Origin of the sequence: Paracoccus marcusii (assembly GCF_028621715.1) — a bacterium.
GTDB classification, from domain to species: Bacteria; Pseudomonadota; Alphaproteobacteria; order Rhodobacterales; family Rhodobacteraceae; genus Paracoccus; species Paracoccus marcusii.
Map to the genome: position 1 here is coordinate 2,116,445 of NZ_CP117466.1, position 15,602 is coordinate 2,132,046.

Genomic DNA, 15,602 nt, shown 5'->3' on the forward strand with positions numbered 1-15,602 from the left:
CCGTTCGCAGGCTCGCCACCGCATATCACCACGGCAGGGGTTAACAACCCGTTCCGATCAACCGTTCCGCGCCGTAAATCGGGGCAGCATGGCCGAAAAATCCTGTCCCCGGCCGTCTTCGCGGGTGACGAAGTCGTCATATTGTTGATGCGCCAACGCCCCCATCGGGGTCTGCGCGCCGACCGATTCGGCCGCCTGCTGGGACAGGCCAAGATCCTTGAGCATCAGTTCGGCGGCAAAGCCGGGCTTGTAGCCGTTGTCCGCGGGGCTGACAGGGCCCACGCCCGGCGCCGGGCAGTAGGCGTTCATCGACCAGCTATAGCCCGAACTGGTCGACACGACGTCGAACATCTTCTGGCGGTCCAGCCCCAGCTTGTCGGCCAAGGCAAAGGCTTCGCAGGTGGCGATCATCGTGACGCCCAGGATCATGTTGTTGCAGATCTTGGCCGCCTGTCCGGCGCCGCTGTCGCCGCAATGGACGGCCTTCTGGCCCATGACCGCGAACAGCGGCTGGACGGTGGCGAAATCGGCTTCGGCGCCACCTACCATGAAGGTCAGCGTGCCGGCCTGTGCGCCGCCGGTGCCGCCCGAAACGGGCGCGTCCAGCGCACCCAGCCCCGCCGCGCGGGCCGCTTGCGCCACGGCGCGCGCGCTGTCCACGTCGACGGTGGAACAGTCGCACAGGACCGCGCCCTGCTGCATGGCGGGGATGATCTGGTCGGCCACGTCGCGCAGGATCTGGCCATTGGGCAGCATGGTGAAGACAACATCCGCGCCCGACACCGCCTTGGTCGCGCTGGCGGCGAGGGTCACGCCCGCGGGGGCGGGGGCCGCGGTGTCGAAACCCGTGACCTGATGGCCCGCGGCAGCCAAGTTGGCGGCCATGGGCGCGCCCATGTTGCCCAGTCCGATGAAGCCGATCTTCATTCTGCAGTCTCCCATTGCAGTTCGTCATCCCCAAGCGGGGCCAGCATCGCGCGCAGCGTGTCATCGGACGCGTCGCGGCGCCAGACGGGCTTGCGATCCTTGTCGATGATCTGGGCGCGCACGCCCTCCAGGAAATCGCTTTCGGCCGTGGCGCGGGCGGTAAAGCGGTATTCGCGCGACAGCGACTGCTGCATGCAATCGTCGCCGCGGGCCGCACGCACCATCGCCAGCCCCGCCGCCATCGACAGCGGCGAATTGCGCCGCAGCGCCTCCAGCGATTCGTCGTCGCCCGCCTCCTGCAACGCGGCGGTGATATCGGCCAGGGTGCGGCCACCAAAGGCGGACAGGTCGCGCCGGTCCAGCGTCGCCGCGGGGGCAGGGTGGCCGCGCAGGCCGGTCACGTCGCCGCTGTCCTCCAGCATGGCGATCAGGCCCGGCCAGTCCGCTTCGGGAATGTACATGTCCGCAAAGCCGGCATGGATCGCGTCGCCTGCCGTCATCCGACCACCGGTCATCGCCAGGTATTCACCGATCCGCCCCGGCGCGCGACCCAGCAGCCAGGTGCCGCCCACGTCGGGGATCAGGCCGATGCCGCTTTCGGGCATCGCGATGCGCGTCGTGTCGCCGACGATCCGGTGGCTGGCATGACCGCCCACCCCCACGCCGCCGCCCATGACGAACCCTTGCATGAAAGCCACGATGGGCTTGGGGAAATCGGCGATGGCCGCGTTCATGCGGTATTCGTCGCGAAAGAAGTCGCGCCCGACCTGGTGATCGCCCGCGCGGCCCGCGTGATAGACGGCGGCGATGTCGCCCCCGGCGCAGAAGGCGCGGTCCCCTTCGGCATCGATGATGACCAGCGCGACCGCAGGATCGTCGCGCCACCCGTCCAAAGCGTCATTGATGGCGCGGGCCATGGTATGGGTCAGAGCGTTCAGCGCCTTGGGCCGGGTAAAGGTAATGCGCCCGGCGCGCCCGGCGGTGCGGATGGTCAGGTCGTCCATGTCAGGCCCTTTCCGCCAACAGGGCGCGGCTGATGATCAGGCGCATGATCTCGTTCGTGCCCTCCAGGATCTGGTGGACGCGCAGGTCGCGCACGATCTTCTCGATGCCGTAATCGGCCAGATAGCCATAGCCGCCGTGCAGCTGCAGGCATTGGTTCGCGACCTCGAAGGCGCGGTCGGTGACGTGCAGTTTCGCCATGGCGCAGAACTTGGTGGCGTCCGGCGCGCCCTGATCCAGCTTCCACGCCGCCTGGCGCAGGAAAATGCGGGCCGATTGCAGGGCGGTCTCCATCTCGGCCAGACGGAACTGCAGGGCCTGGAACTGGTCCAGTGATTTGCCGAAGGCCTTGCGGTCGCCCATATAGGCCAGCGTGCGGTCCAGCGCCGATTGCGCGCCGCCTAGGGCGGCGGCGGCGATGTTCAGGCGCCCCCCGTCCAGTCCGGCCATGGCGTAGCTGAAGCCGCGGCCCTCCTCGCCCAGAAGGTTGTCGGCAGGCACGGTGCAGTCGTCGAACTGGACCTGGGTGGTGGGCTGGGACCGCCAGCCCATCTTGTCCTCAAGCCCCCCGAAGGAGAGGCCCGGCGTGCCGTTCTCGACGATGACGGTGCTGATGCCCTTGGGGCCGTCGCCGCCGCTGCGGACCATGGCGACATAGACATCGCTGTAGCCGCCGCCGCTGATGAAGGCCTTGGTCCCGTTCAGCCGCCAGCCCTGATCGTCACGGTCGGCGCGGGTGCGGAGCGCGGCTGCGTCGGACCCGGACCCCGGTTCGGTCAGGCAATAGCTGAAGATGCGGGTCATCGAACACAGGTCGGGCAGCCAGCGGTCGCGGGCCTGATCGCTGCCGAACTTGTCGATCATGCCGCCGCACATGTTGTGGATCGACAGGAAGGACGCGACCGAGGGGCAGGCCATCGACAGCGCCTCGAAGACCAGCGTGCCGTCGAGACGCGACAGCCCCGTGCCGCCGTGATCCTCGGAGACGAAGATGCCGCCCAGGCCCAGGGCCGCCACGTCGGGCCAGAGGTCGCGCGGGATGGTGCCCTGACGTTCCCAGTCCTGCGCATGGGGCGCGATGCGGTCGGCCCCAAAATCGCGGGCCATGTCGAAGATGGCCTGCTGTTCCTCGGTCAGTGCGAAATCCATCGGCAGCCCCTCCCCGGACCGGTCTGAATTGAACAGGTGTTTAATTGCCAGATGTTGCGACAGTGTTGCAAGCGGTTACAGATCGCGGGTGAACTCCTGCACCAGATGGCGGGTGACGGCGCGCAGCGCGTCGTCGGGGTCGGCCCCGGCCTGACGCGCGCGGGCATGGACGGCGCGCTGCGCCTCGGCCGCGGTGCCATGCGCCACCATGTCTCGCAGGCGGGCCACATGGGGCTGACAGTCCAGCGCGTCGGCATCCTGCGCAATCAGGCCCAGCCAGTCGTCGGCGATCTGGTCGAACGGGATGATCCGCCCCGCGCCGAAATCGATCAGACCCTCGGTGGTGCCATAGCGCAGCGCGCGCCATCGGTTCTCGGCAAGCAGGAAGGGCTCGTACTGCCGCCAGCGCTGATTGGCGCGCGACAGGCGCCACAGCATGCGCAGCGTGGTCTGGATCAGCGCAGCCAGGGTCAACGCATCCTCGATCCGCGGGCAGGCGTCGCAGATGCGGGTCTCCAGCGTTGGGTATTTGCTGCTGGGGCGCAGGTCCCACCAGATCTTGCTGCTGTCCTCGATGATGCCAAGGTCGGTCAGGGCCTGGACCGAGCGTTCGAATTCGTCCCAGCTGCCCATCTGCGGCGGCAGGCCGGTGCGGGGCATGTCGCCGAAGACCGTGGTGCGGTACGAGGCAAGGCCCGAATCCTCGCCCATCCAGAAGGGGCTGGAGGCGGACAAGGCCAGCAGATGCGGCAGGAAATAGGCCAGCTGGTTCATCAGGTCGATGCGCTGCGCAGGGTCTGGGATGCCCACATGGACATGCATGCCGCAGATCAGCATGCGCCGCGCCACGCCGCCCATGTCGCGCGACAGCTGATTGTAGCGGTCCTTGTCGGTATGATCCTGTTCGCGCCAGTCGGCCTGCGTGTGGCAGGAGGCCGAGATGGGCGCCAGCCCATGTTCGGCGGCGCGCCGGGCGACGGTGCCGCGCAGGAGGCGCAGGTGATCGCCCGCGGCGCGGATGTCGGCGCTGACCGGGGTGCCGATCTCGACCTGGCAGCGCAGGAATTCGGGGCTGACCTGCTCGCCCAAATCGGCCGTGAGCGCCTGCATCAGCGCGTCGGGGGCCGCGGCCAGCTGGAAGGTTTCGGCATCGACAAGGAGATATTCCTCCTCGATACCCAGGGTGAAGTCGGGATCAGTCGTCATGGGTCCGTCCTGGTTGCCACGACGCGCCGGGCTTGCGTCCCGCGAGGTGCCGGGGGGCTGGCTGCCCCCCGGACCCCCCACGCAGCGCCCCCCGCATCGGGAGGACTGGCTCCGGCGTCAGTCCATGGCCTTGAAGTTGAACTCTCCGCCTTCCTTGATCCCCGACGGCCAGCGCGCCGTCACGGTCTTGGTCCGCGTATAGAAGCGGAACGCATCGGGGCCGTGCTGGTTCAGGTCGCCGAAGCCCGATTTCTTCCAGCCACCGAAGGTGTGATAGGCCAGCGGCACCGGGATCGGCACGTTGATGCCCACCATGCCGATGTTGATGCGGTTCGCGAAGTCGCGCGCCGTATCACCGTCGCGGGTATAGATCGCGGTGCCGTTGCCGTATTCGTGGTCCAGGGCCAGCTTGATCGCATCCTCATAGGTCGCGGCGCGGACGGTGGAGAGGACCGGGCCGAAGATCTCGGTCTTGTAGATGTCCATGTCCGGGGTCACGCGGTCGAAGAGGTGGGGGCCGACGAAGAAGCCGTCCTCATAGCCCTGAAGGTTGAAGTCGCGGCCGTCGACGACCAGCTCGGCGCCTTGATCCACGCCGGACTGCACCAGGCGCAGGATGTTCTCCTTGGCGGCCTTGGTCACGACCGGGCCGTAATCGATGTCGTTGCCGGCGGTCCAGGGACCGACCTTCAGCTTCTCGATCCGCGGGATCAGCTTCTCGATCAGCGCATCGGCGGTCTTCTCGCCCACCGGCACCGCGACCGAGATCGCCATGCAACGCTCGCCCGCAGCCCCGTAGCCCGCGCCGACCAGCGCGTCGGCGGCCTGGTCCAGGTCGGCGTCGGGCATGATGATCATGTGGTTCTTGGCACCGCCGAAGCACTGCGCGCGCTTGCCGGTCGCGGCGGCGCGTTCATAGATGTACTGCGCGATCGGGGTCGAGCCCACGAAGCCCACGGCCTGGATGACCTCGCTGTCCAGGATCGCGTCGACCGATTCCTTGTCGCCGTTTACCACCTGCAGCACGCCGTCGGGCAGGCCCGCCTCCTGCAGCAGTTTGGCCAGCATCAGCGGCACCGAGGGGTCACGCTCGGAGGGTTTCAGGATCATCGCATTGCCGGCGGACAGGGCCGGGCCCATCTTCCACAGCGGAATCATGGCCGGAAAGTTGAAGGGCGTGATGCCCGCGACCACGCCCAGGGGCTGGCGCATGGAGTACATGTCGATGCCGGGGCCGGCGCTGTCGGTGAACTCGCCCTTCAGCAGATGCGGCGCGCCGATGCAGAACTCGATCACCTCCAGGCCGCGCTGGATGTCGCCCTTGGCGTCGGGGAAGGTCTTACCGTGTTCGCTGGACAGGGCCTCGGCCAGCTTGTCCATGTCGCGGTTGATCAGGCCGACAAAGGCCATCATCACGCGGGCGCGGCGCTGGGGATTGGTGGCGCCCCATGCGATCTGGGCCTTGGCGGCGCGGGCGATGGCGTCGTCCATCTCGGCCTTGGTGATCAGCGACAGGCGGGCCTGAACCTCGCCCGTGGCGGGGTTGTAGACGTCGGAAAACCGGCCAGAGGTGCCCTTGTATTCCTTGCCGTCGATCCAGTGATGTATCTCTTTCATCGCGTCCTCCTGCAACTGCTGGGCGCAGCCTAGTCTTGCGGATTTGCGGAAGAAAGGGGAATGCTGGCAAAAGGGTTTTGCGTTTTTGCAAAGGACGGCGATGGATTGGGATGATCTGCGCATCTTTCTGGCTGTCGCGCGGGCCGAAAGCCTGTCCGGCGCCGGGCGCAGGCTGGCGATGGACGCATCGACCGTCGGCCGCCGCATCGCGCGGCTGGAGGCGTCGGTCGGGGCGGCGCTGTTTCTCAAGACACCGGGGGGCTATCAGCTGACCGCCGAAGGGTCGCGCCTGATGGCCCCGGCCGAGGCCGCCGAACGCGCCGCCACCGCCGCAGCCGAGGCCGTCAGCGGGGATGCGGGCCTGTCGGGACAGTTGCGCATCGGGGCGCCCGACGGCTGCGCGAACTATCTGCTGCCGCAGGTCGCGCGCGACCTGTGCGCCGCCCATCCGGGGCTGGAGATCCAGATCGTGGCCCTGCCGCGCGTCGTGAACCTGACCCGGCGCGAGGCCGACATGGCCATCGCCGTGTCGCCGCCCGACACGGGGCGGCTGATGGTCCAGCGGCTGGTCGACTATCACCTGCACCTGGCGGGGCATGACGATTACCTGTCGCGCCACCCGCCGCTGGACCGGCTGGAGGATCTGCGCGGGCATCGGATGATCAGCTATATCCCGGACATGATCTTCGACCGCGAGCTGGATTATCTGTCCGCGACGGGGGTCGAGGCGGCCCAGATCAGCAGCAATTCCGTGGCGGTGCAGATGCAGGCCGTGCGCGCCGGGGCGGGCCTTGGCATCGTGCATGATTTCGCGATCCCCTTTGCGCCGGGGGTGCGCCGCGTGCTGACCGGACGCATCGCGCTGAAGCGCAGCTTCTGGCTGATCCGGCATGCCGACGACCGCGCCTCGCGCCGGCTGACCCTGCTGGCAGAGGCGGTGGCCCAGGGCATCCGCACCGAGGTCGCCCGACTGGAGGGGCAGCTTTCCGCGGCCCCCGATGGTCGCACTTGACGCGAACCGATTTGGCGAAAATGATGAAGGGGAACAAGTCCGAGGGAGGCCCGTGATGCTGGTCAAACAGTTGCTGTCGATGAAGTCCGACAATGCCAAGCCGTGGATCGATTCCGCGACGATCGTGACCATCGCGCCGACCACCACCCTGGGCGAGGCCGCGACGCTGCTGGCCGAAAAGCGCATCGGCGCGGTGGTCGTGTCCACCGATGGCCGGAGGCCCGAAGGCATCCTGTCCGAACGCGACATCGTCCGTCAGCTGGGCAAGCACGGACCCGACGTGCTGTCCCAGCCCGTCAGCGGCGTGATGACCACCCAGGTCCAGACCTGCACCACCGGAGAAGATGCGCTGACCATCCTGGAACGCATGACCCAAGGGCGGTTCCGCCACATGCCGGTGGTGGACGGTCAGGGCGACATGCTGGGCGTGATCTCGATCGGCGATGCGGTCAGCGGGCGCCTGAAGGAGCTGGCGGCCGAAAAGGAAGCCCTGACCGGGATGATCATGGGCAGCTGACGCATCGTCGCAGCCGTTCACGATCTTGCAATCCGGGGTCAAATGCGGTTTGCCTTGGGGTCAGGACCATGACCCCAAGGACGCGACATCCATGCGCATCGGCCTTTATCCCGGAACCTTCGATCCGATCACGCTTGGACATATCGACATCATCCAGCGTGCGATGGCGCTGGTCGACCGTCTGGTGATCGGCGTGGCGATCAACCGCGACAAGGGCCCGCTGTTCGACCTGGAGGCGCGCGTGGCCATGGTCCAGGCCGAATGCGACGCCATCGTCGCCAAGACCGGCGGAGAGATCGTCGTCCACCCGTTCGAGAACCTGCTGATTGACTGTGCCCGCGACGTGGGCGCCAGCATCATCGTGCGCGGCCTGCGCGCGGTGGCCGATTTCGAGTACGAGTTCCAGATGGTCGGCATGAACCGTGCCCTGGACAGCAGCATCGAGACCGTCTTCATGATGGCCGACGCCCGGCGCCAGGCCATCGCCTCCAAGCTGGTCAAGGAGATCGCGCGCCTGGGCGGGGACGTGTCCAAATTCGTCACCCCCCCGGTCGCGGACGCGCTGCTGCGCCGCTATGGCTAGCCGCGCCCGATGAAAAGCATGTTGGTCGCCATCAGCGTCATGAACTGAACGTTCGCGCCCTGTGGCAGCGTGGCCATGTGCCAGACGGCATCGGCCACGGTGGCGACGTCGATCACCGGTTCGGCATCGGGATCGCGGGCGGCGGCCTCGCGCAGCAACTGCGTCGCGGCATTGCCCACGTCGATCTGGCCGCAGGCGATGTTCACCGCGCGCCCGTCCAGCGACAGGCTGCGCGTCAGGCCAGTCACGGCATGCTTGGACATCGTATAGGCGACGGAGCCCGCCCGCGGCGCATGGGCCGCGACCGAGCCGTTGTTGATGATCCGCCCGCCTTGGGGCGACTGCGCCCGCATCGCCGCAAAGGCCGCGCGCGCACAGAGGAACATGCCCGTCACATTGGTCGCGATCACGTCGCGGAAATCGTCCGGCGACAGATGGTCGGGATCGGCCAGCGGGGCGGCGCGTCCGGCATTGTTGAACAGGACATCCAGGCGGCCCCAGCTGCGGACGGCCTGCGCGAATGCCGCCTCGACCGCGGCGTCGTCGGTGATGTCGCAGGGCAGGACCAGCGCGCCGTCATGCCCGTCGGCGGTCTGGTGCAGGGGGTCGGGCCTGCGCCCGACCAGCCCCACGCGCCAGCCGCGGTCCAGGAACAGCCGCGCCGTGGCCTGCCCGATGCCGCTTCCGGCACCCGTGATCAGAATGCTGTCCATCATTTTCTCCCGTGATCGCTTATCCCGTGACGGGCGCGCCCGCATGGGCATCCGTCGCCGTCCCGCGGTTCGGGCGCATTGGACCCGCATCGCACAGGGACCGCAATCCATGAAAAAGGCCCGCGAAACGCGGACCTTGTCGGGACGGGTGGCAGGGGCCGATCACTCGGTCGGCGGGGCCAGCTTCTTGGTGCCGCCGTTGTTCAGCGGGTCTTCCTGGCGCTGGACCGAACCCTCGAAATGGGCGCCCGATTCGATGGCGATGGTCTTGTGGATGATGTCGCCCTCGACCCGCGCGGTGGCGGTCAGGCGGACCTTGAGGCCGCGCACGCGACCGATGACGCGGCCGTTGACGATGACGTCGTCGCCGACGATCTCGCCCTTGATGGTGGCGGTTTCGCCGATGGTCAGCTGATGAGCACGGATGTCGCCTTCGACCGTGCCCTCGATCTGGATATCGCCCTGCGTCTTGATGTTGCCCGTCACAGTCAGGTCGGCCGACAGGACCGAGGGTGCCACGCGCGCACGGGGTGCGGCGGCCGGTGCCTGCGCCTCGGGGGTGCTGCGCTCTGGCGCGACGGGGGCCGCCTGCGGGGCTGTGTCGGGGGTCGGGCGGGTCTCGGTCACGCGGGTCTTACTGAACATTGTCTGCTGCCTTGATGAAGCTCATCGGGTCCACGGCCCGACCGTTCATGCGCACTTCGTAATGCAGATGCGGCCCGGTCGAGCGTCCGGTATTCCCCATATCACCGATCCGGTCGCCTTGCGACACCCGATCGCCAACTTTTACATGGATGCGGCTCAGGTGGGCATAGCGGGTCTCGGTGCCCAGCTCGTGGCGGATCTTGATCAGGTTGCCATAGGCGCCGCTGCGCCCGGCAAAGGTCACGACGCCGTCGCCCGTGACGTGGATCGGCGTGCCGACGGGACCGGCCATGTCGATGCCCTCGTGCATGCGACCCCACCGGCGGCCGAAGCCCGAGGTATAGCGGAAGTTGTCGGTGACCGGCATGGCCAGCGGCAGCTTCTCGATCGCGATGCGATATGTGTTCATCTGGTCCAGCGTGACGATGATCTGGCGGGCCTTCAGCTCGGTGTCGGTCAGCGCCGCGTTGCCGCGGGTCGAATAGGACATCGGCGTCAGCGGTCCGCCCTGCCCGGAATAGCCGCTGCGGATGGTGCGCAGAACCTCGTCCGGGTTCATGCCGACATTGCGGAAGACCTCGTCCAGGGGGGCCACGGACACGGTCACGGCGTCCTCCAGCTGGGTCAGGATCTCGTCGTTGCGGGCCAGGATCTGGTCGCGCTCGACGGTCAGTTCCTGTGCGGTCAGCTTGGCGGCCTCGGCCTCCTCGACGGCCTCGGACCGCTGGTCGGCTGAACTGCGCAGTTCTCCCGACAGGATATCCAGGGCGACCGAGAATTCCTCGGTCCGGTCGGGGGCGGGGGTCGTGCCCGCATCGGCGGCGGCGACGGCGGTGTCGCGATCGGCCAGCGTGTCGCGCAGCGTGGACTGGACAGCAGCCAGGCCGGTCTCCATCTCGCGGCGGCTCTCCTCGGAGGAGAGAAGCTGCGACTGCATCTGCGAGACCTGGTCCAGCGCCACGGCAAAGCGCGACTGCGCGGCCAGCGCCTCGGCGGCGCGGGCGTCGCGTTCGGCCTGCAGCTCGGCCAGGCGTTCCTCGAAGGCGGCCTGGCTGCGCTGGATCTGTTCGCGGGTGTTGCCCGAACTGACGGCGTCGATGACCAGGAAGGAACTGGCCACCAGCGTCCAGCCGAAGACCAGCGTGATGCCGCTGATGCCGACCATCTGGGTCACGGGGCGCAGGCGGACAAAGCGTGTCGTATCATCCGAGCGGAGGAAAAGGCGTTGCTCCGGCAGCCACTTTTCCAGCGACGCGTTCAGTCGATCCATCACCGTCATTGTCAGATACTGTCCCTCGAAGGCACGCCGTTGTCAGCAGTTCGGCGGGTTGTTCCGTTCGGTCACGGGTAAACAGCAGCTGTGCCTTCTTGGCAACAAGACCCTGGGGTCTGGTTCCCCGCATTGGCGGAACCCTGCCTTTATCGGCAAGGATCCGCCAATCGTGCAACCTGGGGGCGAGAAACCTAAGTGATTTCATAGGGCAGGGGGCCATCGCGATCCGCGGGGATTCGCAGCGGCCGGTCGATCGGCGGGACCGACCGCTGATGGCAGTCCGGGCGCGGGCAGATCCGGCACGAGATCCCGATGGGCTGATAGGCGCGCGGCTTGGTCAGGTCCAGCCCGTCGGCATAGACCAGCCCGCCCGCATGCGCGACCTCGACCCCCAACCCGATGGCAAATCGGCGGACCGGCGCGTTGAAGGCGCCCGCATGCTTCGAGACGTCGCGTGCCAGCAGCAGATAGCGGACCCCGTCCGGCGTCTCTGCCAGCTGGCGCAGGAAGCGGCCCGGCTGCTCGAACGCCTGATGGACGTTCCACAGCGGGCAGGCACCGCCAAAGCGGGCGAATTGCAGGCGGGTCGCGGAATGGCGCTTGGTGATCGTGCCCGCCTGATCAACGCGCACGAAGAAGAACGGCACCCCCTTGGCGCCCGGCCGCTGCATGGTCGAGAGGCGGTGGGCGACCTGCTCCAGCGACGCGTCGAACAGGTGCGACAGCCGTTCCAGGTCATGGCGTTCGGCCTGCGCCGCGGCCATGAACGCGCGATAGGGCATCAGCGCGGCGCCGGCGAAATAGTTGGCCATGCCAAGGCGGGCGATCTGGCGGGCGGTGGGGCTGCGAAAGCGGGCCAGGTCCAGGGTCGCCTCCAGCAGGTCTGACTGGCGTTCCAGGGCGACCAGATGCAGCAGCTGGAACAGGCGGGTCGGCGCCTCGGCAGCGGCATTGACCAGCAGCCGGTCGCTGTCGCGACGGAAGACCGCGTTGGCAGGCAGCTCGGTCAGCTGGACACGGATGCCCTTGGCGGCCAGGGCTGCGACCGCCATCGCCCAGAGGTCGCCCCGCCGCCCGTCGGGGCAGGAAAAGCGTTCGGCCGCACGGTCGACGGCGTCGATGTAGTTGTCGCAATAGTGGAAAAAGTCACGAACTTCTTCCCATGGGGTCGACAGGCTGTTCTGGCTGGCGGCGCCGATCGCCTCGTCCAAGGCGGCCAGGCGTTCCTGGCCTTCGCGATGGGCGCGGTACAGGTCCAGGAAGGCGCGGGCCAGCACCGGGGCATTGGTCGCGGCCAGGCGCAGGTCGGCCAAAGGGGGTGCCGCATCGAACAGCGGGTCGGCCAGGGCCTCCTGCATGTCGATGACCATCCGTTCGGCATCGCCTGCCGCCAGGGTGGTCAGGTCGACGCCGAATTCCTGCGCCAGGCGCAGCAGGACGCCCGCGCTGATGGGGCGGTGGTTGTTCTCCATCTGGGACAGATAGGGCAGGGACACGCCCAGCTTTTCGGCAAAGCGGCGTTGGGTCAGGGCGGCGCGGGCGCGGGTTTCGCGCAGCGCGCTGCCGGCATAGATCTTTTGTGTCGCCACGTCCCGTCCCCCGTTTGCAAAGCCGATTCTAGCGGTTGCAAAGGCGGTCGGGCAAGGGGTTCAGCCCTGCAGGGCCAAATGACGTTCGCGGCGCAGCACCCAGGTGATTGCCAGCAGCCCGCCCAGGGCGGAGGCGCACATGATCGCCAGCAGGGGCGTGGCGCCGCTGCCCGGTTGCAGCAGTGCGCCCGCCAGCGCCGAAAGCGCTGCGCCACCGGCCACGGCCAGGGCGCCGCCCAGGCCCGACGCGGTCCCGGCCAGTTCGGGGCGCACGCTCATCATGCCGGCATTGGCGTTGGGCAGGACCATGCCGTTGCCCAGCCCCATCAGCGCGATGGCGCCGAAGAAGACAAGCGGGTGCACAACGCCCGACAGGTCGACCAGCAGCGCGGCCGACAGCGCGACGAGGCAAATGACCGCGCCGATCAGGATCATCCGGTTCAGGCCCATGACCGGAGAGAAGCGCGCGGACAGGAAGTTGCCCAGCAGATACCCGATCGAGGGCGCCGCGAACCAGTAGCCCACTTGGGCGGGGGTCAGGCCGAAGACCTGTTCCCCGACGAAGGGCGCGCCGCCCAGATAGGCGAAGAACGCCCCCGACGACAGGGTCGCGGCCAGGCAATAGCCCCAGAACCGATGCGATCGGGCAAGGATCGGATAGTTGACCATCTGGGCGCGCAGGCTCATCCCGCCGCCACGGACGGTCTCGCCCATGTCGCGATAGGCCAGCGCCAGGACGGCGATGCCCAGAAGGCCCATGACGGCGAAGTTGGCCTGCCAGCCGAACAGCTCGTCCAGGACGCCACCGAAGACCGGGGCCATCATCGGCACGACGGCCATGCCCATCGTGACGTAGCCCAGCATCGAGGCAGCGCGATCGCCGTCATAGAGGTCGCGGATCACGGCGCGGGGGACCAGCATACAGACGGTGATGACCGACTGTGCCAGCCGGAAGACAAGGAAGGTGGTGGCCGTGGTCGCCAGCAGCGTGCCGACGGTCGCCAGCAGGAAGCCGATCAGCCCCCAGATGACCACGGGCCGGCGGCCAAAGCGGTCGCTGAGCGGGCCGCCCAGCAGCTGAAGGACCGCGCTGGCCCCGATATAGGCCGAGACCGACAGCTGCATCACGCCGTAATCGACCTGGAAATCGCGCGCCATGCCGGGCAGCGAGGGCAGGAACACGTTCATCGACAGCGCGGACACCCCGGACAGGGCGACAAGGGTCAGAAGATGGGGGGGGGTGCGCATGGTCGGACCTTTCGAGGGGCGGAATGCACGATCTGCAAAACCTCCGCGCGAAATCCATAGCGCGGCTGCGGGGGGATGCGCCAGATGGATTGCGTCCCGCGCAGCGAGCCGGGGGGCCTGCCCCCCGGACCCCCCGCCGGCGGGGGCGGCGCCCCCTCCGGGCCACCCCCGCGATCAGCCGAAGTCGTGGAAGATGAACCAGGCGCCGAGGCAGATCAGGGAGAAGCCCACGCCGTGCTGCCAACCGATCCGTTCGCCCAGATAGACCCAAGAGAAGATCGCGAAGACCGAGAGGCTGATGACCTCTTGGATGGTCTTGAGCTGGGCGGCGCTGAAATAGCCGTAACCGATGCGGTTCGCGGGCACCTGCATCAGGTATTCGAAGAAGGCGATGCCCCAGCTGATGAAGATCACCGTCACCAGGGGGGCGGTCTTGAACTTGAGGTGGCCGTACCACGCGACGGTCATGAAGATGTTCGAGGCCAGCAGCAGGCCGATCGTTGCGACGGGAACCGGCAGGGTCATCGGATCAGTCCCACTGGCTCTGGCGGTCGCGGGCAAGGTTGCCGAAGCGGGTGAACTGGCCCTCGAAGGCCAGCTCGACCGTGCCGATGGGACCGTGGCGCTGCTTGCCCAGGATCACCTCGGCCTTGCCATGGACGTTCTCCATCACCTGCTGCCAGCGGGCCATCGCGTCCAGGTCGCTGTCCGAAGGCTTTTCGCGTTCCTTGTAGTATTCCTCGCGGAACACGAACATCACGATGTCGGCGTCCTGCTCGATCGAGCCGGATTCGCGCAGGTCCGACAGCTGCGGGCGCTTGTCCTCGCGGTTCTCGACCTGGCGCGACAGCTGGGACAGGGCGATGACGGGGATGTTCAGCTCCTTGGCCACGGCCTTGAGGCCCTGGGTGATCTCGGACACCTCGTTCACGCGGCTGTCCTTGGCGGTCGCGGCCTTCAAGAGCTGAAGGTAGTCCACGATCAGCACGTCCAGCCCATGCGTGCGCTTCAGCTTGCGGGCGCGGGCGGCCAGCTGGTTGATGGGCAGGGCGGGCGTGTCGTCGATGAACAGTGGACAGTTCTGCAGCGCATGCGCGGCCTCGACGAAGCGGCGGAATTCGCCCTCGTCCATGTTGCCGCTGCGGATGCGCTCGGACGGCACCTCGGCGGCCTCGGACAGGATGCGGGCGGCCAGCTGTTCGGCCGACATCTCGAGGCTGAAGAAACCGACGACGCCGCCCTCGATCGAGCCCTGGGTGCCATCGGGCTTTTCGCCCAGCTTGTGCGATTTGGCGATGTTGAAGGCGATGTTGGTCGCCAGCGCGGTCTTGCCCATCGACGGGCGGCCGGCCAGGATGATCAGGTCCGAATTGTTCAGACCGCCCATCTTGCCGTCCAGGTCGATCAGCCCCGTGGAAATCCCCGACAGCTTGCCGTCGCGCTGATAGGCGGCGTTGGCCACCTGAACCGCGCCGGTCACGGCCTTGAGGAAGGACTGGAACCCGCGTTCGGCCACCCCGGCCTCACCCAGCTTGTAGAGCGTCTGTTCCGCGGCCTTGATCTGCTCCTCGGCGTCATCGCCGACCTCGACGGTGGCGGCGCGGGCGGCGATGTCCTGGCCCAGGGTCATCAACTCGCGCCGCAGGGCGAATTCGCGGATCATCTGGGCATAGTCGCGCGCGGCATAGGCGCTGATCGCCGCCGCCGCCATGCGGGCCAGATAGGCCGGGCCGCCCAGTTCCTTCAGGCCGTCGTCGTTCTCAAGGAAGGCCTTGATCGTGACGGGGCTGGCCAGCGCGTTGCGGCGGATGCGTTCGGCGCAGATGTCGAAGATGCGGGCATGGACCGGGTGATAGAAATGGTCCGACTTGATGATCTGGCTGACCCGGTCGAACACGTCATTGTTGGTCAGCAGCGCGCCCAGCAACTGCTGCTCCGCCTCAAGCGAAAAGGGGATGGCCTGCTTGTCCTCGGGCCCGTCGGCCTGTCCGGGAACGATGAAATGCGCGCTGGTGACGGTGAGAGTGCTCATGGTCTGCCTGCCCCTTCGTTGGTTGCGGTCCAGATTAAACCGAAGCGGCCGGCCGCGTCATGGGGCCGGCCGCAGTTTGTTGGGGATAA

The 15,602-nt window shown here is 67.6% G+C and carries 15 protein-coding genes; 3 read left to right on the top strand and 12 right to left on the bottom strand.

Annotation, left to right across the window (positions count from 1 at the left end; all coding sequences use genetic code 11):
- Positions 1 to 57: 57 nt before the first annotated feature.
- The 5 genes from mmsB to PRL19_RS10505 form a co-directional block, all read right to left on the bottom strand.
- Entirely contained in the window at positions 58 to 927 is an 870-nt protein-coding gene (gene mmsB, locus PRL19_RS10485) for a 3-hydroxyisobutyrate dehydrogenase (RefSeq protein ID WP_273742911.1), read from the bottom strand.
- The gene (locus PRL19_RS10490; RefSeq protein WP_273742912.1) at positions 924 to 1,931 is read right to left on the bottom strand and encodes an enoyl-CoA hydratase/isomerase family protein; all 1,008 of its coding nucleotides are present in this window, start codon (positions 1,929 to 1,931) and stop codon (positions 924 to 926) included. Before PRL19_RS10490 ends, mmsB begins: the two co-directional genes overlap by 4 nt.
- 1 nt (position 1,932) lies before the next feature.
- Positions 1,933 to 3,078: an acyl-CoA dehydrogenase family protein gene (locus PRL19_RS10495; protein ID WP_273742913.1), complete on the bottom strand. Its 1,146-nt coding sequence runs from the start codon at positions 3,076 to 3,078 to the stop codon at positions 1,933 to 1,935.
- Between the two features lie 75 nt (positions 3,079 to 3,153).
- Positions 3,154 to 4,284 (bottom strand): carboxylate-amine ligase, encoded by a 1,131-nt coding sequence (locus tag PRL19_RS10500; RefSeq protein ID WP_273742914.1) that lies wholly within the window; start codon positions 4,282 to 4,284, stop codon positions 3,154 to 3,156.
- 117 nt (positions 4,285 to 4,401) lie between these two features.
- Positions 4,402 to 5,901 (bottom strand): CoA-acylating methylmalonate-semialdehyde dehydrogenase, encoded by a 1,500-nt coding sequence (locus PRL19_RS10505; protein ID WP_273742915.1) that lies wholly within the window; start codon positions 5,899 to 5,901, stop codon positions 4,402 to 4,404.
- A gap of 100 nt (positions 5,902 to 6,001) precedes the next feature.
- Between PRL19_RS10505 and PRL19_RS10510 the strand changes: the two genes are divergently transcribed.
- From PRL19_RS10510 to coaD, 3 genes are all read left to right on the top strand, one after another.
- Positions 6,002 to 6,913 carry a LysR family transcriptional regulator gene (locus tag PRL19_RS10510; RefSeq protein ID WP_045999506.1) on the top strand — a complete coding sequence of 304 codons (912 nt, stop codon included), beginning with the start codon at positions 6,002 to 6,004 and terminating at the stop codon, positions 6,911 to 6,913.
- Positions 6,914 to 6,968: 55 nt separating this feature from the next.
- A complete protein-coding gene (locus PRL19_RS10515) occupies positions 6,969 to 7,430 on the top strand; it encodes a CBS domain-containing protein (RefSeq protein WP_045981159.1) in 462 nt (153 codons plus the stop codon).
- Positions 7,431 to 7,521: 91 nt separating this feature from the next.
- Positions 7,522 to 8,013: a pantetheine-phosphate adenylyltransferase gene (coaD, locus tag PRL19_RS10520; RefSeq protein ID WP_045999505.1), complete on the top strand. Its 492-nt coding sequence runs from the start codon at positions 7,522 to 7,524 to the stop codon at positions 8,011 to 8,013.
- On the opposite strand, the gene PRL19_RS10525 is transcribed toward coaD, so the two are convergent.
- The 7 genes from PRL19_RS10525 to PRL19_RS10555 form a co-directional block, all read right to left on the bottom strand.
- Positions 8,010 to 8,726 (bottom strand): SDR family oxidoreductase, encoded by a 717-nt coding sequence (locus tag PRL19_RS10525; protein ID WP_273744497.1) that lies wholly within the window; start codon positions 8,724 to 8,726, stop codon positions 8,010 to 8,012. The genes coaD and PRL19_RS10525 overlap by 4 nt on opposite strands.
- 162 nt (positions 8,727 to 8,888) lie before the next feature.
- Positions 8,889 to 9,371, bottom strand: coding sequence for a bactofilin family protein (locus PRL19_RS10530; RefSeq protein WP_273742916.1), 483 nt, complete (start codon positions 9,369 to 9,371; stop codon positions 8,889 to 8,891).
- Positions 9,361 to 10,641, bottom strand: a complete 1,281-nt coding sequence (locus PRL19_RS10535; protein WP_045981163.1) for a DUF5930 domain-containing protein — start codon at positions 10,639 to 10,641, stop codon at positions 9,361 to 9,363. Before PRL19_RS10535 ends, PRL19_RS10530 begins: the two co-directional genes overlap by 11 nt.
- Positions 10,642 to 10,835: 194 nt before the next feature.
- A complete protein-coding gene (locus PRL19_RS10540; RefSeq protein WP_273742917.1) occupies positions 10,836 to 12,233 on the bottom strand; it encodes a helix-turn-helix domain-containing protein in 1,398 nt (465 codons plus the stop codon).
- A 60-nt stretch (positions 12,234 to 12,293) separates the two neighbouring features.
- Positions 12,294 to 13,481 (bottom strand): multidrug effflux MFS transporter, encoded by a 1,188-nt coding sequence (locus tag PRL19_RS10545; RefSeq protein WP_273742918.1) that lies wholly within the window; start codon positions 13,479 to 13,481, stop codon positions 12,294 to 12,296.
- Between the two features lie 174 nt (positions 13,482 to 13,655).
- On the bottom strand, positions 13,656 to 14,006 hold the full coding sequence (locus tag PRL19_RS10550) for a DMT family protein (RefSeq protein ID WP_045981166.1): 351 nt from the start codon (positions 14,004 to 14,006) through the stop codon (positions 13,656 to 13,658).
- 4 nt (positions 14,007 to 14,010) lie between these two features.
- Positions 14,011 to 15,513 (bottom strand): replicative DNA helicase, encoded by a 1,503-nt coding sequence (locus PRL19_RS10555; protein WP_084693681.1) that lies wholly within the window; start codon positions 15,511 to 15,513, stop codon positions 14,011 to 14,013.
- Positions 15,514 to 15,602: the final 89 nt, after the last annotated feature.

Bases quoted from the DNA above. Each gene is read 5' to 3' on its own strand.
- mmsB (WP_273742911.1), bottom strand. From the start codon at position 927: ATGAAGATCGGCTTCATCGGACTGGGCAACATGGGCGCGCCCATGGCC.
- PRL19_RS10490 (WP_273742912.1), bottom strand. From the start codon at position 1,931: ATGGACGACCTGACCATCCGCACCGCCGGGCGCGCCGGGCGCATTACC.
- PRL19_RS10495 (WP_273742913.1), bottom strand. From the start codon at position 3,078: ATGGATTTCGCACTGACCGAGGAACAGCAGGCCATCTTCGACATGGCC.
- PRL19_RS10500 (WP_273742914.1), bottom strand. From the start codon at position 4,284: ATGACGACTGATCCCGACTTCACCCTGGGTATCGAGGAGGAATATCTC.
- PRL19_RS10505 (WP_273742915.1), bottom strand. From the start codon at position 5,901: ATGAAAGAGATACATCACTGGATCGACGGCAAGGAATACAAGGGCACC.
- PRL19_RS10510 (WP_045999506.1), top strand. From the start codon at position 6,002: ATGGATTGGGATGATCTGCGCATCTTTCTGGCTGTCGCGCGGGCCGAA.
- PRL19_RS10515 (WP_045981159.1), top strand. From the start codon at position 6,969: ATGCTGGTCAAACAGTTGCTGTCGATGAAGTCCGACAATGCCAAGCCG.
- coaD (WP_045999505.1), top strand. From the start codon at position 7,522: ATGCGCATCGGCCTTTATCCCGGAACCTTCGATCCGATCACGCTTGGA.
- PRL19_RS10525 (WP_273744497.1), bottom strand. From the start codon at position 8,726: ATGGACAGCATTCTGATCACGGGTGCCGGAAGCGGCATCGGGCAGGCC.
- PRL19_RS10530 (WP_273742916.1), bottom strand. From the start codon at position 9,371: ATGTTCAGTAAGACCCGCGTGACCGAGACCCGCCCGACCCCCGACACA.
- PRL19_RS10535 (WP_045981163.1), bottom strand. From the start codon at position 10,641: ATGGATCGACTGAACGCGTCGCTGGAAAAGTGGCTGCCGGAGCAACGC.
- PRL19_RS10545 (WP_273742918.1), bottom strand. From the start codon at position 13,481: ATGCGCACCCCCCCCCATCTTCTGACCCTTGTCGCCCTGTCCGGGGTG.
- PRL19_RS10550 (WP_045981166.1), bottom strand. From the start codon at position 14,006: ATGACCCTGCCGGTTCCCGTCGCAACGATCGGCCTGCTGCTGGCCTCG.
- PRL19_RS10555 (WP_084693681.1), bottom strand. From the start codon at position 15,513: ATGAGCACTCTCACCGTCACCAGCGCGCATTTCATCGTTCCCGGACAG.